15 protein-coding genes are annotated in these 19,182 nt (G+C 64.6%); 11 read left to right on the top strand and 4 right to left on the bottom strand.

The genetic code is table 11. From position 1 onward, the window contains the following. Window positions 1-64: 64 nt before the first annotated feature. The 5 genes from LFL96_RS29000 to LFL96_RS28980 all read left to right on the top strand — a co-directional run bounded on the left by LFL96_RS29000 (window position 65) and on the right by LFL96_RS28980 (window position 4,487). On the top strand, window positions 65-943 hold the full coding sequence (locus LFL96_RS29000) for an NmrA family NAD(P)-binding protein (protein ID WP_281001332.1): 879 nt from the start codon (window positions 65-67) through the stop codon (window positions 941-943). A gap of 152 nt (window positions 944-1,095) precedes the next feature. Next, entirely contained in the window at window positions 1,096-1,662 is a 567-nt protein-coding gene (locus tag LFL96_RS28995) for a GNAT family N-acetyltransferase (RefSeq protein WP_281001331.1), read from the top strand. Between the two features lie 218 nt (window positions 1,663-1,880). Continuing rightward, window positions 1,881-3,392, top strand: coding sequence for an MFS transporter (locus LFL96_RS28990; protein ID WP_281003886.1), 1,512 nt, complete (start codon window positions 1,881-1,883; stop codon window positions 3,390-3,392). Between the two features lie 35 nt (window positions 3,393-3,427). After that, on the top strand, window positions 3,428-3,886 hold the full coding sequence (locus LFL96_RS28985; protein ID WP_281001330.1) for a DUF2501 domain-containing protein: 459 nt from the start codon (window positions 3,428-3,430) through the stop codon (window positions 3,884-3,886). A gap of 127 nt (window positions 3,887-4,013) precedes the next feature. Next, a complete protein-coding gene (locus LFL96_RS28980; protein ID WP_281001329.1) occupies window positions 4,014-4,487 on the top strand; it encodes a hypothetical protein in 474 nt (157 codons plus the stop codon). Window positions 4,488-4,614: 127 nt separating this feature from the next. Here the strand turns inward: LFL96_RS28980 and gudD are convergent, their stop codons facing one another. After that, window positions 4,615-5,964: a glucarate dehydratase gene (gudD, locus tag LFL96_RS28975; RefSeq protein ID WP_281001328.1), complete on the bottom strand. Its 1,350-nt coding sequence runs from the start codon at window positions 5,962-5,964 to the stop codon at window positions 4,615-4,617. Window positions 5,965-6,135: 171 nt separating this feature from the next. Further along, entirely contained in the window at window positions 6,136-7,470 is a 1,335-nt protein-coding gene (locus tag LFL96_RS28970; protein WP_281001327.1) for an MFS transporter, read from the bottom strand. A gap of 277 nt (window positions 7,471-7,747) precedes the next feature. Between LFL96_RS28970 and LFL96_RS28965 the strand changes: the two genes are divergently transcribed. The 5 genes from LFL96_RS28965 (at window position 7,748) to LFL96_RS28945 (ending at window position 13,007) form a co-directional block, all read left to right on the top strand. Next, entirely contained in the window at window positions 7,748-8,464 is a 717-nt protein-coding gene (locus LFL96_RS28965) for a FadR/GntR family transcriptional regulator (protein ID WP_281001326.1), read from the top strand. A 263-nt stretch (window positions 8,465-8,727) separates the two neighbouring features. After that, window positions 8,728-10,290, top strand: coding sequence for a diguanylate cyclase (locus LFL96_RS28960; RefSeq protein WP_281001325.1), 1,563 nt, complete (start codon window positions 8,728-8,730; stop codon window positions 10,288-10,290). A 239-nt stretch (window positions 10,291-10,529) separates the two neighbouring features. Continuing rightward, entirely contained in the window at window positions 10,530-11,036 is a 507-nt protein-coding gene (locus LFL96_RS28955) for a DUF2844 domain-containing protein (protein WP_281001324.1), read from the top strand. A 30-nt stretch (window positions 11,037-11,066) separates the two neighbouring features. Next, complete coding sequence (locus LFL96_RS28950; protein WP_281001323.1) at window positions 11,067-12,368, top strand: DUF3443 domain-containing protein; 1,302 nt, start codon at window positions 11,067-11,069, stop codon at window positions 12,366-12,368. A gap of 408 nt (window positions 12,369-12,776) precedes the next feature. Next, window positions 12,777-13,007: a hypothetical protein gene (locus tag LFL96_RS28945; protein WP_281001322.1), complete on the top strand. Its 231-nt coding sequence runs from the start codon at window positions 12,777-12,779 to the stop codon at window positions 13,005-13,007. A 152-nt stretch (window positions 13,008-13,159) separates the two neighbouring features. Here the strand turns inward: LFL96_RS28945 and LFL96_RS28940 are convergent, their stop codons facing one another. Then, on the bottom strand, window positions 13,160-15,388 hold the full coding sequence (locus LFL96_RS28940; protein ID WP_281001321.1) for an NADP-dependent isocitrate dehydrogenase: 2,229 nt from the start codon (window positions 15,386-15,388) through the stop codon (window positions 13,160-13,162). Window positions 15,389-15,828: 440 nt separating this feature from the next. Between LFL96_RS28940 and LFL96_RS28935 the strand changes: the two genes are divergently transcribed. Beyond that, entirely contained in the window at window positions 15,829-18,018 is a 2,190-nt protein-coding gene (locus LFL96_RS28935) for a TonB-dependent receptor (protein WP_281001320.1), read from the top strand. Window positions 18,019-18,150: 132 nt separating this feature from the next. Here LFL96_RS28935 and LFL96_RS28930 read toward each other — a convergent pair whose 3' ends face one another. Beyond that, window positions 18,151-19,074 (bottom strand): LysR family transcriptional regulator, encoded by a 924-nt coding sequence (locus LFL96_RS28930; protein ID WP_281001319.1) that lies wholly within the window; start codon window positions 19,072-19,074, stop codon window positions 18,151-18,153. Window positions 19,075-19,182: the final 108 nt, after the last annotated feature.

Raw genomic sequence — 19,182 nt, 5'->3', positions numbered from 1 at the left:
GATTGGAACGTCTATCGTTCTTCTCACGGGCCGAGCGCGGCCCATTCAACCCAAGGAGAACATCATGGCAATCCTCGTTACCGGCAGTACCGGCGTTATCGGCAAGCAGGTTCTCGCGCAACTGAGCGGCGCGGGCGTCGAGATTCGCGCGCTGACCCGCTCGCCGGAAAAAGCGCAATTCCCCGCCGGCGTGACCGCGGTGCAAGGCGATCTGTCCGACATCGACGGTCTGCGCCGCGCGATGGCCGGCGTCAGCACGCTGTTCCTGCTCGCGCCGAACGCGGCGGACGAACTGACGCAGGCGCTGCAGGCCCTCAGCGTGGCGCGCGAAGCGGGCGTGAAAGGCGTGGTGTACCTGTCCGTGTTCAAGGGCGCCGAGTATGTGGACGTGCCGCACTTCACCGGCAAGCACACGGTCGAGCGGATGATCGAACACCTCGATATCCCGGCGACCGTGCTGCGTCCCGCGTACTTCATCCAGAACGACGTGCGCCTGAAGGACGCGTTGCTGGCGCACGGCGTGTACGGCATGCCGATCGGCGCGAAAGGCATCTCGATGGTGGACGTGCGCGATATCGGCGAAGCAGCCGCGCTCGAATTGCTGCGTCGAGAGCGGGCCGCGCAGCCGCTGCCGCGCGAAACGTACGCGCTTGTCGGTCCGGACGCGATCGACGCGCAACGCGTGGCGTCGATCTGGGCCGAGGCGCTGGGCCGCGGCGTGCGATACGGCGGCGACGATCTCGACGTGCTCGAACAGCGTCTGAAGGCCGTCGCGCCTGCCTGGCTCGCGTACGACATGCGTCTGATGGTGAGCCGCTATCAGCAGGACGGCGCGGTGGCCTCGAACGAGGACGTCGCGCGGTTGACGGCGCTGCTGGGACACCGCCCGCGCTCGTACCGCGACTTCGCGATCGAAACGGCGGCGGCCTGGGCGAAGGGCTGAGGAGCGCGCGGCGGCGTTGATGCGTGCGTTGACGATTGCGTCGGTGATTGCGAAGGCGCCTTCGCCGACGCCCTCGCCGGCGCCGCCGCGTGCCGGTATCCGCTACCATCCCGGCACACCCATTCTCGCGCCACATCTCGCGACGCCACGCCATGTCCGTCACCCGCCACCCCACACTCACCACACTCACCACGCCGCGTCTGATTCTGCGTCCCCCACGTCTCGACGATGCCGACGCCTTCTACGAAATCTGGTCCGACGCACAAGCCATGCGCTACTTCTCGTTTGCGCCGATGACCGATCCGGAGCAGGCGCGGCAACGCATCGCGCGGCTGGTGAGCTCGTCCGAAGAAGGCAAGGATGTCGTGGCCATCGTCGAATTGCGCGAGACCGGGGAAGTGCTCGGCAACTGCGACCTGTTCCGCCTCGACGACCCATGCCGTCGCGCGGAAATCGGCTTCAGCATGAAGCGCCGCCATTGGGGACACGGTTTCATGAGCGAAGCCGCCGGCGCCGTGGTCGCCCACGCGTTCGGCGCGCTTCAATTGCGGCGGCTCGAAGCGGATATCGATCCGCGCAACACCGCTTCGGCGCGACTGCTCGAACGGCTCGGCTTCGTCCGCGAGGGCTTGCTGCGCGAACGCTGGATAGTCGGCGACGAAGTGTCGGACAGCGCGCTGTATGGACTCCTCGCGCGCGACCGCCCTGCCGGCAAATAATCGGGCCTCATAGTTTCTCGCCAGGGAATACCCGTATAATCGTCGTCGCAGAGGTCAGACAACTAGAGGACTGAGTTGTCGAGGCAAGCACTGGCCGCTGCCGCGACGCGCCCCCATGCGCCGCGTCCTTCATTTGCCCTCATCTGCCCATCTTCAGCCGCTCCGTGAATCCGACGACGCCCTCCGCCGCCCTGCCCTTCCGAAACGCCCTGCTCGCGATGCTCGGCATCGGACTCGTCAACATGCTGGTCGCGCTCGACCAGACGGTGGTCAGCACCGCGCTGCCGTCCATCGTCGCGGAGTTGCACGGCTTCGAGTACTACGCGTGGATCGCGAGCGCGTATCTGCTGGCGTCGGTGGTGACGGTGCCGGTGTTCGGGCGGCTCGGCGACTACTTCGGCCGCAAGCGCTTCGTGATCGCCGCCGTCGTCACCTTCACCATCGCCTCGGTGTTGTGCGGCGTCGCCAACGACATGCTGTTTCTCGTGATCGCGCGCGGCCTGCAAGGCGTCGGCGGCGGGATGATGGTCGGCACCGCGTTCGCGTCGATTCCGGATCTGTTTCCCGACCCGCGCGCCCGCGTGCGCTGGCAGGTGGTGATGGCCGCCGCGTACGGCATCGGCACGGCGGCGGGGCCGTCGCTCGGCGGCTGGATGAGCGAACACTGGGGCTGGCGTTCCACCTTCCTGATCAACCTGCCGGTCGGCGCGGCGGCGCTGTATTTCATCTGGGCGCATCTGCCGACGTTTCGCCGTCCGCATGAAGGCGACGTGAAGATCGACTGGCTCGGCGCGGCACTCGTCGCCGCCGTGCTCGGCAGTCTGCAGGCCTTGATCGAAGCCGTGCCGAAAGACGGTTTGAGCCCGGGCAATCTGGTGCTGGCGGTCTGCGTGATCGTGGGCGCGGCGGCCCTGCTCGTGTGCGAAAAGCGCGCCACGCATCCCATCATTCCGCTCGATCTGTTCAAGGACGCTCAACTCGTCACGCTGTTCACGCTCGGCATGCTGTCGGGCTTCGTGATGTTCTCGCTGATCTTCTTCGCGCCGCTGCTGCTGCAAGGCGGCTTCGGTTTGTCGCCGCAACAGGCCGGCTTGCTTGCCACGCCGATCGCCGCCTGCATCGCGCTCGGCAGTCTGTTGAACACGCGCATCGTCATCCACATGAAAAAGCCGACGCGCATTCTGTCGATCGGCTTCGTGCTGTTGCTGGGCGCGTCGGTCGCGCTCGCGTTCGCCAATGCGGATACGCCGCACATGTGGATCGAGTTGCCGATGGCGGCGGTCGGCATCGGCCTCGGCTTCATCCTCAACAATCTGAACGTGTTCGGCCAGGAGATCGCCGGACGCGAACGCTTCGGCATCACGACCGCGCTGCTGCAATCCACGCGGATGGTGGGCGGCATGCTCGGCACCAGCATCGTCGCCACGGTGGTGCAGCATCATTACCGCAACGTCGTCACACGCACCCTGAGCGTGCTCGGCGAACCGGCCGCCTCGCAATGGCGGCCGCGCCTCGTCGATCTGCGCGTGCTGATCGACGAAGCGTCGCGCGCAAAGCTGATCGCGGACATGAAGCCGTCCGGGCTCGACACGCTCGCGCTGCTCGATACCGCGCGCGATGCGCTCGTGCAGTCCATTCACATCGGTGTATGGCTGACGGCCGTCGCGGCGCTGGCCGCCGCCTTGCTGGTGCAGCGCATTTCCCACGTGGTGTTTCGCCGGAGTCTATAGTAGAAGGTCTTCAAAACCCGTAGACGGAGGCGAGCATGAAAGCAGGCACGTATCGGGCCGCAATCGCAGGCATCCTTCTCACCGCGTGTTTGCCGCTCACGGCGGCCCATGCGCAACTCGGCAATCTGCTTCAGCAGGGCGGCGGTTCGGGAGGTTCCGGCGGCAGCGGACTCGGCAATCTCGGCGGACTGGGCGGCGCGCTGTCGGGACAATCCGTGACCTCGGGCAGCACCGGCAATGTCGCCGGCGTGCTGCAGTTCTGCATCCAGAACAACTACCTCAGCGGCAACGGCGCGTCGTCGGTAAAAGATTCGCTGATGAGCAAACTGCCCGGCGGCTCGTCCACCTCGGATAGCGGCTACACGCAAGGCGCCCAGGGCATTCTGAAAAGCGGCAACGGTCAGCAGCTGGACCTGAGCGGCGGCGGCCTGAAGCAGCAGATCACCAAACAGGTGTGCGACAAGATACTCGCCCAGGGGAAATCCCTGCTGTGAGCGTGTCCGTTTGATGCGTCGAATTGTTAAATACCCTTAAGGGTCTGCACCGCGGTCAACGTAATCGGGATGGCTAACGTTTCTGGGAAACGCACGTAACCGTCGTGCTTTCCTGGGGAGCAACGAAATGAACAAGCCTTTGCTGATACTCGCGTTGAGCGCGGCCTTCGCATCGTCCGCCGTGTTCGCGCAAGCGAGCGCGCCGATGGCGGCATCGTCGAACGCGGTGAGCGCCGTTTGCAAGGACGGCACGTCGTATTCCGGCGCCACCATGAAGGGCGCGTGCCGGGGTCACGGCGGCGTCGACAAGAAGGCGAGCGGCAAGAGCGGCGCGGCAGCCAGCACCAGCCCCGACAGCAAGAACGGCACCTTGAGCGCGGCCTCCGCACCGTCGGCCACGACGCCGAAGCCCATGGCCGCGATGTCGGCTGCGCCCGCCGCGGGCGGCGGTCCGGGCAAGGTGTGGGTCAATACCAGCACCAAGGTCTATCACTGCTCGGGCGACAAGTACTACGGTAAGACGAAACAGGGCGAGTACATGTCCGAGGCGGATGCCAAGGCGAAGGGCTATCGCGCGGATCACGGCAAGGCTTGCCAGTAACCGAGGATGCCGTCACGCGGCTAGCGCGGTCTACGCGCTCTTCGACAACACAAACGCCGCCGGGGCAGTTCACCGGCGGCGTTTGTTTGGGTGGCGACGCTTGCTGATCGCGCGAATGCTTCGCCGCTCAGCGCACGAGGCACGGACGCTTGTTGTCGAAGGTCCAGTTCGGAATCAGGTACTGCATCGCAACGCCGTCGTCGCGCGCGCCGAGACCGTGCTGCCGGTACAACGCGTGCGCCTTCTCCAGCTCATCCATGTCCAGCTCCACGCCAAGGCCCGCGGCCTGCGGCACCTTCACCTTGCCGCCGACGATCCGCAGCGGATCGCGCGTCAAACGCTGACCGTCCTGCCAGATCCAGTGCGTGTCGATCGCGGTGATCTTGCCGGGCGCGGCGGCTGCGACATGCGTGAACATCGCCAGTGAAATGTCGAAGTGGTTGTTCGAATGCGAGCCCCACGTGAGGCCCCAATCGTTGCACATCTGCGCGACGCGCACCGAGCCCTGCATGGTCCAGAAGTGCGGATCGGCGAGCGGAATGTCCACCGATTGCAACTGGATGGCGTGACCCATCTGACGCCAGTCGGTGGCGATCATGTTGGTCGCCGTCGGCAGACCGGTCGCGCGGCGGAATTCGGCCATCACCTCGCGGCCCGAATAACCGTTCTCCGCGCCGCACGGATCTTCCGCGTAGGCGAGCACGTCGTGCTGGTCGCGGCACAGACGCACCGCTTCGGCGAGCGACCATGCGCCGTTCGGATCGAGCGTCACGCGCGCGTCCGGGAAACGTTCGGCGAGGGCCGTGACCGCTTCGATTTCCGCGTCGCCTTGCAACACGCCGCCCTTGAGCTTGAAGTCATTGAAACCGTAACGCGCTTGCGCCGCTTCGGCGAGACGCACCACGGCCTCCGGCGTCATCGCTTCTTCCGTCCGCACCCGTTCCCAGTCGTCGCGGCCATCCGCGCCGCTCGCGTACGGCAGATCGGTTTTGTTGCGGTCGCCGATATAGAACAGATAGCCGAGCATCTCGACTTCGTCGCGTTGCTGGCCCTCGCCGAGCAGCGCCGCGACCGGTACGCCGAGATGCTGGCCGAGCAGATCGAGCAGCGCGGCTTCGAGCGCGGTCACCGCGTGAATGGTGGTGCGCAGATCGAAGGTTTGCAGACCGCGGCCGCCTGCGTCGCGATCGGCGAACTGCGTGCGCGCCTTGTTGAGGATTGCCTGCAGATTGCCGATCGACTGGCCGACCACGAAGGGGCGCGCATCGTCGATGGTCTTGCGGATGTTCTCGCCGCCCGGCACTTCACCGACACCGGTGTGGCCCGCGCTGTCGCGCAGAATCACGATGTTGCGCGTGAAGAACGGGCCGTGCGCGCCGCTCAGATTCATCAGCATGCTGTCGCGACCGGCGACCGGCACGACGCGCAGTTCGGTCACGGTCGGCGTGGCGTTCGCCTGGGTAGGTTGGATGGACATTGGGGTGGACTTCTCGGTGGACATCTCAGTAGACATGATAGTGAGCCCTGTTGGTTTAGTGCGCGGGCGAGCGAAGCGCGTTGCGCGACGAGGCGCTCGCGGTCGACGCCGCCGGGAGACGGAAAGAAGTAGGGGCGTGGCGCATGATCGATCGCATGACGGTCAGCGTAGTCAGTGCGCGTTGCGTGGCAACGGCTGCTTCGGCATCGGATCGCGATCCACGCGCCGGTCGCGCGTCAGGAAGCCGGCCGCCGCCGCGACCAGCGACGCGACGCCAAGGCCATACAGCCCGCCCGTGATCGAGCCGGTGTGCTGTTGCAGATAGCCGAACGCGGCCGGCGCGAAGAAGCCGCCGAGATTGCCCAGCGAGTTGATCAACGCGATCACCGCGGCGGCCACGCGGGCATCGAGGTAGCCCTGCGGAATCGGCCAGAACAACGACGACGCGGCTTTGAAGCCGATCGCCGAGAAGCAGATCGCCACGAACGAGAACACCGGATTGCCTGATGTCGAGGCGAACAGGCCGCACGCCGCGATCACCAGCGCCACCGCGAGCCACGCCTGCTGATGACGCCACTTCGCCGACAGCACCGCGAAGCAGTACATCGCGACCATGGCGATCAGCCACGGAATCGCGTTGAGCAGACCGACCTGGAAATCGGACAGACCGCCCATCTTGCGGATGATCGTCGGCAGCCAGAAGGTCGCGGCGTAGATGGTCAACTGGATCGCGAAGTACAGGAAGCAGAACAGCAGGATCTGCGGGTCCTTCAGCAGTTTCATCGCGGGCAGGTGCGCGCTGCCGCGTGCTTCGCGCTCGGACTGCTCCACCGCGATCGACGCTTCGAGCACGTTGCGCTCCTCGGCCGTGAGCCACGACGCGTCGCGGATGCGCGACTTCAGCAGCATCCAGCTCACGCCGCACAGCACGATCGAGAACGCGCCTTCGATCAGGAACATCCACTGCCAGCCTTGCAGACCGAGACCGCGGATCGACAGCAGACTGCCGGTGATCGGCCCGGACAACACCGACGCCAGCGCGGAACCGGAGAGGAACACCGCCACCGCCTTGCCGCGTTCTTTTTGCGGCAGCCACTGCGTGAAGTAAAAAACCACGCCGGGAAAGAAGCCGGCCTCGGCGACGCCGAGCAGGAAGCGCAGCACGTAGAACGACGTATCGTTCCAGACGAACGCCATGGCCGCCGCGACAAGACCCCAGGTGCCCATGATGCGGGTCAGCCACGCACGCGCGCCGTACTTCTGCATCAACACGTTGGACGGCACTTCGAATAACGCATAGCCGATGAAGAACAACCCGCTGCCGAAGCCATAAGCCGCCGCGCCGATGCCCAGATCCGTCTGCATGTGCGAATTGACGAAGCCGATATTCACGCGGTCGATGTAGTTCGCGATGAACATGATCAGAAACAGCGGCAGGATGTGCCGCTTGACTTTGGCGACCGCGGAGTCGAGCGGATCGGTGGCCGGGGCGGAAAGAGAGGTCAAGGTTGTCTCCAATGTCGGCCACGCGGGCGGGCGGGTCGAACGCTGAACTTGTGATACGTTGTCTGACGACAGTCTACAGGGATCAGCGTTGGCATTCCAATGCCGTGTTTACCCTTGCATTCATGGCTTACTGGTAGCGCTTTACGGTGTTATTGGCCCCCAACTTGGGCGATTGCGTTGTCATTCATGGTCAAAATAAGACGTCTGATGACTTGGATTGAAGGTAAAATTATGGGCTACGATCCACGAATGACATGACGACCTGCGAAACCCGGCAATGAGCAGCCTGACCGAAAAGGTGGTGGCCACCCTGTCCGATGAAATCCGCCGCGGCGCGCTGCGGCCCGGCGACCGCATCCCCACCGAAGTCGCGATGATGAAACAGCTCTGCGTGAGCCGTTCGGTGGTGCGCGAGGCGATCTCGCGGCTGCAGGCGGCGAAGGTGGTCGAGACGCGTCACGGGATCGGCACCTTCGTGCTCGCGCCGGCTTCGGAGCAAACCTTGCGCTTACCCGCCGCTGATCTCTCCAGCATGCTCGACGTGATGGCGATCATCGAATTCCGCATCGACGTCGAGGCGGCGTCGGCCGCGCTCGCGGCGGCGCGACGCTCGGCGCAGCATCTGAAGCAGATGCGCGTGGCGCTTGAGCGCTTCGCGTCGGAACTGGAGCGTGGTAGTACGGATACCGTCGCGCACGACATCGAGTTTCATCTGCAGATCGCGCGGGCCAGCGGCAATCGTTATTTCTTCGATGTGCTGAGTCAGTTGGGGCGCTCCGTGAGTCCGCGCACGCGACTCGGCAGCGCGGAGATCGCGGAGCTGGACCATATCGAGCATCTGCGGAACGTGCTGGGCGAGCATCAGATGATCTATCGCGCGATCGAACGGCAAGACCCGGACGATGCGCGGGCGGCCATGCGCATGCATTTGAGCAATAGCCGGGAGCGGTTGCGGCGGGCGCATGAGGTGGGGAAGCGGGAGGGGACGATCTAGGGCGCCCATTCCCATTCCACCGTTCGGCATGTTCGCCTTCGACGCGCGCATCGAATCGATATTCAAGACACTGCGCGGTACGGTTGATCGATCCTGCATCACGGCGTGGTCGCACGCCGAACGCCGAGGTCCGCGCCTTGCACCGCCTTGCCTCCGCTGCAATTGACCCTCGCGCGCTTCGATGCTTCAATCTCAACGCCGAGAAGCGATGACGGACGTCGTTCCGAACGCCGAATCGACCGGCATCCGCCCGGAGTCATGCAGTGTCAACAGGACGGCTTCTCACCCTACGCTACAGGCTCACGCGACGGTTCGTCGAAGCGCGTGTGCGCGCGTTGCGCGCGATCGGCCGGCATCCGTTTCTGGCGGGGCTGACCGGCATGCTCACCGCGACGCTGCTCGCCGGCCTCACCTTCCTCGCGCTCTACAACAGCCGCGAGGAGGAAATCCGCCACGCCGTCGACAGCTCCCGCAATCTCGCCACCCTCATCAGCCGCGATCTCGCCGGCAACTTCCAGTTGTACGACGCGTCCCTGCTCGGTGTCGTGGCCGAAGCGAGCCAACCCGAAACATGGCGTCTACCGCCGCCGCTCAGAGACCGCGTGCTGTTCGACCGCTCGCTGAAATCGCCCGCGGCCGGCGACGCGTACGTGCTCGACGCGCAGGGTCGCGTGAAGGCGTCGATGAGCGGCAACCTCTATCCCGGCCAGTCGTTCGCGCAGCGCGACTACTTCAGCGTGCAGCAGCACGATGCATCGGCGGGGCTTTATCTGTCGAATCCCTACCCGGCGCAGGTGCGCAACGGCACGCTCGCCGTCGCGTTGTCCCGGCGTATCGACGCGCCCGACGGCAGCTTCGACGGCATCGCGATGGCCAGCGTACGGATCGAATATTTCGAGCGTCTGCTCGACGACATCGCGCTCGGGCCCAACGGCGCGGGCTTTATCGTGCTCGACAACGGCACCCTGCTCGCGAGCCGGCCGGCGGCGCGTCTGGGCATCGGCTCGAACTACGCGAAGACGGCGAACTTCGCGTCGATCGTCCGCAATCCGTCCGGCAACTTCACGTCGGACGGCTCGCTCGACGGCGTCTCGCGTCTCTATACGTTTGCCCATGTGCCGGGCACGCCGCTCATCGTCGGTATCGCGCCGGCGGTGCAGGACGTGCTGGCGGAATGGCGTCGCCGCAATCTGCTGGCCGGCGTGATGACGGTGGTGTTCGGCGGCGCCTACGTGGTGGTGGTGTGGCTGTTCGCCTTCGCGTTGCGCGACAAGGTGCACGCGGAAGCCGCGCTGCAACGCATCGCCGCCACCGACGCGTTGACCGGCCTCGGCAACCGCCGCGCGTTCGACGAACGGCTCGCGCAGGAGTGGCGGCGCGCGCAGCGCGAGCACACGTCGCTGGCGCTGCTGTTCATCGACATCGATCACTTCAAGCGCTTTAACGACACGTACGGTCATGCGGTCGGCGACGAAGTGCTGGGCGTCGTCGCCGAACGCATCATGTCCGGCACGCGCCGCGCGGACGATCTTCCCGCGCGCTACGGCGGCGAGGAGTTCGCGGTGCTGCTGCCAAACACCACGCTCGACGGCGCGCTGAAGGTCGCGGAGAAAATCCGCAAACGCGTCGAGGCGGCCGGCCTCGCGAATCAGGGGACGCAGACTGGACATGTGACGGTCAGCATCGGCTGCGCGGCCTGCCTGCCGCCCGAAGGCGGCGATGCGGCGGCGCTCCTCGCCGCCGCCGACGCGCAGTTGTACGCGGCCAAGGACGCCGGCCGCAATCGGGTGATGGCGCCGGTCAGCGGTGCGCAGTCGACTGCCTGAGTGTGCTTGCGTTTGCGGGTGTCTACCTGCCCGCGTCTGCGTCTGCGTCCGTTCAAGTCCACCAGCGTCTGCTCGAGCATGCCGAACCACGCGGCTTGCAGGCTTTCAATTTCAAACAGAAGCGGATTCGCCTGACTATTCGTTCGATCCGGATACGACGCCGCCCGCTAATATCGCGTTACACGCGAGAGCGAGGACCAGCTCGTGTGCGTTTTCCGAAAAACTTCCAAATCCAGATAATGATAACGAGTCAACTTCGAATTGCCGTGGCGATCGCCGCGTCGTTGGCTGCCGCCGCGCCCGCCTACGCAGGCCTCGGCAGCGCGCCGACCTATCCGGTGACGGCGAGCAGCACCAGCGCGGGGGCGGCCAGCCCGGGCGGCGCAGCGGTCGCGCGGTTCGCGGCCAGCAGCAATGCCGCGACACCGGCGTACACCGTCAGCCAAACAACGCTGCCCTCGGGCACGGTGGTCAACGAGTACATCACGTCGAGCAACACCGTGTTCGCGCTGAGCTGGCAAGGCCCGACCATGCCGCCGCTCAAGACGCTGCTCGCGACGTACTTCCCGACCTACGTGCAGGCGCTCACCGACGCGCACGCGGCGCAAGGCAGCGGCTACGGCGCAGCCGTCGTGCATCAGACGGGGCTGGTGGTCGAAACGGGCGGACACATGGGTGCCTTCGTGGGCCGTGCGTATCTGCCGCAAGCGCTGCCGCAAGGCTTGAGCGCCGACGACATCAAGTAACTCAACCAGAAATCGAACGAGAGAATACAAGTGCGCAAAATCGCATGGATCATAGCCGCGGCGCTCGGCCTGAGTCTGGCCGCCTGCGGCGGCGGCGGGGGTAGCAGCAACAGCAGCTCGACGGCCAACACGCCCACGAACACCAATACCAACTCCAACACCAACACGCCGCTCACGGTCGGCACGACAGCACCCGGCGCACTCGCCGCGGATGCGTCCGCCGTGCCGACCGCCGTCGGTCCCGGCAACACGATGTCGGTGACGGTCACGGGCACCAGCCTGCACAACCAGCCGATGGTCACCATCAAGCTGTGCACGCCGGGCACCACCGGAACCGCCGCCTGCTCCACGATTCCGAACGTGCTCGTCGACACGGGCTCGTACGGTTTGCGCCTCGTGCGTTCCGCCATTCCGGACGCGACCTTCAATACGCTCACGGCCGACACGGTCAGCGGTCAGCCGCTCGCCGAATGCGCGCTGTTCGGTAGCGGCTACACGTGGGGGACGGTCCGCAACGCGGGGCTCGTGCTGTCGGGCGAAATCGCCAATACGGTGCCGATCCAGGTGATCGGCGACGCGGCGCTGACGACGGCCGCGCCGTCCGAATGCCAGGTGGGCCGTGCGATGGCGACGGCGAGCGACATCGGCGCCAACGGCATTCTCGGCCTCGGCGTGAGTCCGAACGATTGCGGCTCGCCCTGCGCCGTATCGGCCTTGTCGACGCATTACTACACGTACAGCGGTACGCCGACGAAGGCGCCCGTCCTGAACCAGGTGACCAATCCCGTCACGCTGTTCGCGCAGGACAACAACGGCGTGATTCTGGAAATGGGCCAGGTGGGCGACATGGGCAGCGCGTCGGCGCAAGGCACGCTCGTGTTCGGCATCGATACGCAGGCCAACAACGCACTGGCCGGCACGAGCGCGACGCTGATCAGCACGGACATCAACGGCGATTTCACGTCGACGTATAACGGCGTCCGCCAGAGCAACACGTTCTTCGATTCCGGCTCGACCGTGATGTTCTTCCCGGACTCGACGATCACCCGCGACTTCTCGTCGAGCTACTACGTGCCGACGTCGACGGTGGGCCGTACGATCACGCTGAGCGCGACCAGCCCGTCGAGCGTGACGCTGGGCTTCAACATCGCCAACGCGCAGACGCTGAACGCGACGTCGAACAATGCGTTCAACGACATCGGCGTCTACATGACCGGTCAGTTCGACTTCGGTCTGCCGTTCTTCTTCGGCCGGCATGTGTATTACGGGATTTCGGGCAAGTCGTCGACCGGCGGCGGCATGGGACCGTATGTGGCTTATACGTCGAGCTAAGGTTTGATCGGGCGGCCGTTATCGGGACGCCAGGCTCATGCAGAACGGGCGGCATGTCGGATCGACATGCCGCCCGTTTTTTTATGCTTGCCCGGCCCACGCGCTGCCGATCCGTCGCCCGAACCGGGAATTTTTCACGATGTGGCATGACCGCTTGCTTCGTAAAAAATCGTGGTGCGTGGCACAAAATCGCCATTTCGCAATGTCGCCCCGCATTGCACATCGCAAAATGAAACGCACAAGTCTTTATTTTTATTGATTATTTTTTATTAGATCGCCCCACCTGGCCGACGCTTGCGCCGTTACCCGCTGACGTAGACTCTTTTACAAGAGCCGGCGCTTCAGGCAGTGAAGTCGAGAGGATCGCTCCGGCACAGCGGTTTTTAAATGGCAATTGGGAGACTAAAAATGAAAGGCTTTCGCTTTGGCTCGACCCAGGGAGCGTTCTACATTTTGCCGGGACAGGATGGTTGGGAAGCGACGTACGGCAACGAAACGCTCGGCGAATTCGCCAGCCCGCAACAGGCTGCCGACGACCTCGCGCGCGGCTTGATCTGCCCGCATCTGTCGGAGGGCGACGATACGTCGTCGCTGGAAATTCCGGAGAAGCTCAGCGACTGGGAAATCGTTCACGTGTGATGGCGCGCATGACCGCCATCCCCGTAGACGTGAAAACGACGATGGAGCCCGAGGGCGCCATCGTCGTGCTGACTGCCTGTCTGCATGCGGGTTGCGCGGCGTTGGGATTGGCCTTTGCCTTGCTGACCCTGCCGGCTACCGCATTCGCCTGCTTACGCGACCGAATCCACGATCTTGTTCAGCGTGGCGCTCGGACGCATGGCCTTGCTCGTCAGTTCGACGCTCGGACGGTAGTAGCCGCCGATATCGACCGGCTTGCCTTGCGCGCTGCCCAGTTCTTCGACGATCTTCGCTTCGTTGTCGGCCATGGCTTTCGCGACGCCCGCGAACTGCGCCTGCAACGCCGCGTCTTCGGTTTGCGCCGCGAGCGCTTCGGCCCAGTACATGGCCAGATAGAAGTGACTGCCGCGGTTGTCGATACCACCGACCTTACGCGCCGGCGACTTGTCGTTGTCGAGGAACTTGCCCGTAGCCTGATCCAGCGTCTTCGCCAGAACCTGCGCCTTCGGGTTGTGATACGCGTTGCTCAGATGCTCCAGCGACGCCGCCAGCGCGAGGAATTCGCCCAGCGAATCCCAACGCAGGAAACCTTCCTCGACCAGCTGCTGAACGTGCTTCGGCGCCGAACCGCCCGCGCCGGTTTCGAACAGGCCGCCGCCTTCCATCAGCGGAACGATGGACAGCATCTTCGCGCTGGTGCCCAGTTCCATGATCGGGAACAGGTCGGTCAGGTAGTCGCGCAGCACGTTGCCGGTGACCGAGATCGTGTCCTTGCCCGCGCGGATGCGTTCCAGCGAGAACTTCGTCGCCTCGACCGGCGTCATCACGCGAATGTCCAGACCGGTGGTGTCGTGGTTCTTCAGGTATTGCTCGACCTTCTTGATGATCTGCGCGTCGTGCGCGCGCGCCGCGTCCAGCCAGAAAACGGCCGGCGTGCCGGTCGCGCGGGCGCGGTTCACCGCGAGCTTGACCCAGTCCTGCACCGGCGCGTCCTTGGTCTGGCACATGCGCCAGATGTCGCCCGCTTCCACCGGCTGTTCGATCAGCACCGCGCCGCTCGCGTCGGTCACGCGGACCACGCCGTTCGCCGGAATCTGGAACGTCTTGTCGTGTGAACCGTATTCTTCGGCGGCTTGCGCCATCAGGCCGACGTTCGGCACCGTGCCCATGGTGACCGGATCGAACGCACCGTGCTTCTTGCAGTCTTCGATCACGGCTTGATAGACGTCCGCGTAGCAGCGGTCCGGAATCACCGCCTTGGCGTCGTGCAGCGCGCCGTCGGCGCCCCACATCTTGCCCGACTCGCGGATCATGGCCGGCATGGACGCGTCGACGATCACGTCGCTCGGCACGTGCAGACTGGTGATGCCCTTATCCGAATTCACCATGGCCAGTTGCGGACGTGCCGCATACTGCGCCTTCATGTCGGCCTCGATCGCCTCGACGGTCGCCGCCGGCAGATCCTTCAGGCGCGCGTACAGGTCGCCGATACCGTTGTTCGGGTTGAAGCCGGCTTGCGCCAGCGCGTCGGCGTGCCTGGTCAGCACGTCCTTGTAGAACACCGACACCACGTGACCGAAGATGATCGGATCCGACACCTTCATCATGGTCGCCTTCAGGTGCACCGAGAACAGCACGCCGTTCGCTTTCGCGTCGGCGATTTCCGCCTCGATGAAGCTGCGCAGCGCATTCTTGCTCAGCACCGAAGCGTCGATGATCTCGCCCGCCTGCACGTTGGTCTTTTCCTTCAGGACCGTCTTCGTGCCGTCCGCGGCCGTCAATTCGATCTTCACCGCGCCGGCCGCCGCGATCAGCGCCGACTTCTCGCTACCGTAGAAATCGCCGCCGCTCATGTGCGCGACGTGCGACTTCGAGTCCGCCGTCCACGCGCCCATCTTGTGCGGATGCTTGCGCGCGTAGTTCTTGACCGACAGCGGCGCGCGGCGGTCCGAGTTGCCCTCACGCAGCACCGGGTTGACCGCGCTGCCCTTGATCTTGTCGTAGCGCGCCTTGACGTCCTTTTCGGTGTCCGTGGTCGCGACGTCCGGGTACGCCGGCAGCTTGTAGCCCTGATCGCGCAGTTCGGTGATCGCGGCCTTCAGTTGCGGCACCGACGCGCTGATGTTTGGCAGCTTGATGATGTTCGCTTCCGGACGCGTGGTGAGTCCACCCAGTTCGGCCAGATCGTCGGAACCCTTCTGTTCCGCGCTCAGGTAGTCCGGGAAGGCAGCGATGATCCGGCCGGCAAGCGAGATATCGCGCGTTTCGACGATCACGTCGGACGAGCGCGTGAACGCCTTGACGATCGGCAGCAGCGAGTAGGTCGCCAGTGCAGGCGCTTCGTCGGTCAGGGTGTAGATGATCTTCGGCGATGTGGACATGTTCGATGCTTTGCTAGGTGAAGTGAAAGACAGAGCGTTTGGTAGCGCTAAGCCGGCAAGGTGCGACGAAGCAGCAAAACCGCGCGCATGGCACGACGCTACTTTTTACGGCCCGACCGTGAGTATATGCGTGTTTTCCTCTACTTGCTGTTAAACAAACATATTCCCGCATCGGCGCCGATGGGGTCGAGCCCCGCCAGACAAGGCTTTCAGCCCAATACCCTCGGTCTTACGATAGATGTCTTATAGATGACTCAGTACTTGTCAAAAGCCTTTCAAAAACATTGTTAATGCGAATCAGATGCATTACCATTCGTCGGCCAAAAAATTTTCACCGTCCGTTTAACTGTCACTGACTCGCCAGGCGTGCGCGACACGCCGTCCGCACCGGGCCGGTGCGCGGCGGCCGTAGCCCGTCCAATTCGAACAATTCGAACAAAATGCAGAAATCTTTTATCGCCGGGCGTCCGGCGTTCGCGCGCGCTCAGCGTCGCGCTCCGTCGCTGCTGAGCGCCGGACTTCTCGTCAGCGTGGGCCTGACGCTTTCCACCCTGTCGTCGAGCGGATGGGCGCAAGCCGCCGCCGCGAGCGATGCCGGCGCCACGCTGCCGGCGGTGAAGGTCTCGGCGGCGAAAGACGCCCCGGTCGCGCAGGCCGACACGGTCGGTGCCGGCGCGCTCGGCACGCGCAAGCAGGTCGATACGCCGTTCTCGACCCACGTCGTGACGAGCGACGAAGCGAAGGACCTGTTCGCCACCACCTCCAACGACCTGTTCAAATACGACCCGGCCGTCTCGATCAGCAGCGACAACGCGCTCGCCGAAAACTCCATGTTCAACGTGCGCGGCATGCCGATCGACACGCTGAACAGCATCAAGGTGGACGGCCAGTCGTTCCCGTCGTGGGATACCGACCTGTCGCTCGAACCGTTCGAGCAGGTGGAATTGCTCAAGGGTCTGTCCGGCTTCATGTACGGCTTCGGCGCGCCGGGCGGCATCGTCAACTACGTGATGAAACGGCCGACCGACGACCCGTACCGCAGCGTCACCGTCGGCTATAAGTCGGCGGGCGTGTTCACCGAGGCGATCGACCTGGGCGGCCGCTTCGGCAACGACAAGCGCTTCGGCTTCCGCCTGAATCTCGTCAACGAGGACGGCAATACCGCCGAAGCCAACGGTCACGTGCGCCGCAAGGTGGCGTCGCTTGCGCTGGACTTCCGCATCACGCCGGATCTGACGTGGACCGTCGATGCGCTGTACCAGAAGCGCAAGACCAACGGCACGCTGTTCGGTTTGGGCTTCGGCTCCACCGCCGGCGGCATTCCGGACGCGAGCACGATCAATCGCGCCGCGCTGACCCAGCCGCAAAACTACTACCAGACGGAAATGGCCTCGTTCGGCACGGGCCTCGACTACCGTCTGTCGGAGAACTGGCATGCGAACGTGAAGTACCGCTTCGCCAAGGAGAACCGCACCAATTCGGATAGTTTCCTGTACGTGGGCGACAGCGCCGGCAACTACACGAACACGCTCTACGCCGCGATGACGCGCTATTTCTATCAGAACGTCGACGCGATGGTGCAGGGCAAGTTCGAGACCGGCAGCATCAAGCACGACGTGGTGGTGGGCGCCGGCTTCGAGTCGCAGACCAGCGAGTACAGCAACAGCACGGGCTGGAACCTGGGCTACGCGCTCGGCACCGGCAACCTGTACACCACCACGCTACTGACCAACGACGAAGTCAGCGTGGGCTCGGAGCTCTATCGCCAGCAGCGCACCACGCAGGCCGCCGTGTACGCGAGCGACACCGTGCAGTTCACGTCGCGTCTGTCGGCGCTGCTTGGCGTGCGCTACACGCAATATCGCCAGAACGTGTACGACCCGTCGGCGACGATCACCTCGCAATACAGCGCGAGCCCGGTCACGCCAACGCTCGCGCTGATGTTCAAGACCGATCCGTATTCGACGGTCTACGCGAGCTATGTGCAGTCGCTGGAACAGGGCGGCGCGGCCGCCAACACCAATCTGAACTACCCGGCGACGTTCGGCCCGCTGCGCAGCAAGCAATACGAAATCGGCTACAAGACGGACCATAGCAAGTGGGGCGCGAATCTCGCGCTGTTCCACGTCGATCAAGACTACAACTACACGAACACGTCCAATTACTTCGTGCAGGACGGCACGAAGCGCTACACCGGCGTCGACGCAAGCGGCTGGCTCGCGCTGACCAACGAGTGGCGCGTGATGGGCGGCGTGATGTGGCTCGACACGAAGGCCGTGGACATCGACGATCCGAACATCGAAGGCAAACGCGTGTATGGCGCGCCGCGCTTCACGGTGACGGGACGCGTCGAATACAACCCGGCGTATCTGCGTCCGTTGACGGTGGCGTTTGGCGGCAAGTACGTCGGCAACCAGGCCGTGGATGCCGCCAACACGCAGTTCGTGCCGGCCTATGTGACGTACGACCTGAGCGGCCGTTACGAGACGAAGATCGCCGGCCAGGACGTGACGTTCCGCGCGGGAATCAACAACCTGTTCAACCGACGCTACTGGACCACGGCGTGGGGCTCGTTCGTGTCGCTGTCGGCGACGCGCACGGCGGTCGCGAGCGCGACGCTGCAGTTCTGAAATCGGCTTGTCTGCCAGCTCGTCTACACAGCGACTAGTAAAGCGGCGCCGGGTCCGTTGCCGGCATCGGCACGGACCCGGTCAGCGAGTCTCGCCTCACCCGGGCATCGGCCCCGGCGCGGAAAGCGCGGACTACACCGACTGCGCCGACGACGCGCCGATCATCGCCGGAATACCGGCCACCAGCGCGTCGATCGCATAGCGCGTTTTCAGCGGCAGATAGCGGCTCTTCGGCCACACCGCATGAATCTCCTGCGCGGGGCGGAAGCAGTTCTCCATCACCGTCACCAGTTCGCCCTTGCCCGCGTGCCGAGCCAGCAGCCAGCTCGGCAACCACGCGAGACCAAAACCGGCGACGGCGGCATCCACGATGCCCTGCATGTCGTCGAAACCCAATTGCGGCTGCACCTGCGCACGCCGCACCTGCCCGTCGACATCGATCACATCCCACGGCATCGCCGTTCCGCCTCGCATATAGGCGATCACCGCATGACCGCGCAACTCGTCGACGTTACGCGGCGTGCCGTGTCGCGCCAGATACTCGGGCGACGCGCCGATGCTCGCGTACTGCATGCCCAGTTTGCGGGCGGCGAGACTCACGCTATCGGCGAGCGGACCCACGCGCACCACCAGATCGAAGCCCTCCTCCACCACGTCGACGAAACGATCTGAGATCGACATCTCGATCTTCAATTGCGGATGCCGGCGCGCCAGGTCCAGCAGCACCGGCGCCGCGCAGTGATGGCCGAAGCACTGCGGAATGCTGACCCGCAGACGCCCTTTCGGCTCGCGGCGGCCTGAATCCAGATCCGCCTCGGCGGCCTCCAGTTCGGCAAGCGCGCGCACGCAGCGATCGTAGTACGCCTGGCCGTCCTCGGTCAGGCTCTGGCTGCGCGTGGTGCGATTGATCAGCCGCACGCCCAGCCGCTTTTCGAGCCGCACGATCACCTTGCCGACCGCCGAGCGCGTGAGGTTCAGCCGTTCGGCGGCCAGGGAGAAGCTGCCCGTTTCGACGACGCGCACGAACGTCGTCACACCTTCGAGGATGTCGCTCATTGTTTGCGTCCTGTTTTGCGTCCTGAATTGCGCGCCATTGGTTCCTGTCACGACTCATTGCTGGGATTCAGGCATCGCAATCGGGACGTTGATTCCCCCTATATTAGC

This window comes from Paraburkholderia sp. D15 (assembly GCF_029910215.1).
Lineage (GTDB): Bacteria > Pseudomonadota > Gammaproteobacteria > Burkholderiales > Burkholderiaceae > Paraburkholderia.
Note: the sequence above shows the minus strand (reverse complement) of the source record. Positions and strands in the feature narration are given on the sequence as shown.

Bases quoted from the DNA above. Each gene is read 5' to 3' on its own strand.
- LFL96_RS28995 (WP_281001331.1), top strand. From the start codon at position 1,096: ATGTCCGTCACCCGCCACCCCACACTCACCACACTCACCACGCCGCGT.
- LFL96_RS28990 (WP_281003886.1), top strand. From the start codon at position 1,881: ATGCTCGGCATCGGACTCGTCAACATGCTGGTCGCGCTCGACCAGACG.
- LFL96_RS28980 (WP_281001329.1), top strand. From the start codon at position 4,014: ATGAACAAGCCTTTGCTGATACTCGCGTTGAGCGCGGCCTTCGCATCG.
- LFL96_RS28955 (WP_281001324.1), top strand. From the start codon at position 10,530: ATGATAACGAGTCAACTTCGAATTGCCGTGGCGATCGCCGCGTCGTTG.
- LFL96_RS28945 (WP_281001322.1), top strand. From the start codon at position 12,777: ATGAAAGGCTTTCGCTTTGGCTCGACCCAGGGAGCGTTCTACATTTTG.
- LFL96_RS28985 (WP_281001330.1), top strand. From the start codon at position 3,428: ATGAAAGCAGGCACGTATCGGGCCGCAATCGCAGGCATCCTTCTCACC.
- LFL96_RS28940 (WP_281001321.1), bottom strand. From the start codon at position 15,388: ATGTCCACATCGCCGAAGATCATCTACACCCTGACCGACGAAGCGCCT.
- gudD (WP_281001328.1), bottom strand. From the start codon at position 5,964: ATGTCCATCCAACCTACCCAGGCGAACGCCACGCCGACCGTGACCGAA.
- LFL96_RS29000 (WP_281001332.1), top strand. From the start codon at position 65: ATGGCAATCCTCGTTACCGGCAGTACCGGCGTTATCGGCAAGCAGGTT.
- LFL96_RS28965 (WP_281001326.1), top strand. From the start codon at position 7,748: ATGAGCAGCCTGACCGAAAAGGTGGTGGCCACCCTGTCCGATGAAATC.
- LFL96_RS28930 (WP_281001319.1), bottom strand. From the start codon at position 19,074: ATGAGCGACATCCTCGAAGGTGTGACGACGTTCGTGCGCGTCGTCGAA.
- LFL96_RS28935 (WP_281001320.1), top strand. From the start codon at position 15,829: ATGCAGAAATCTTTTATCGCCGGGCGTCCGGCGTTCGCGCGCGCTCAG.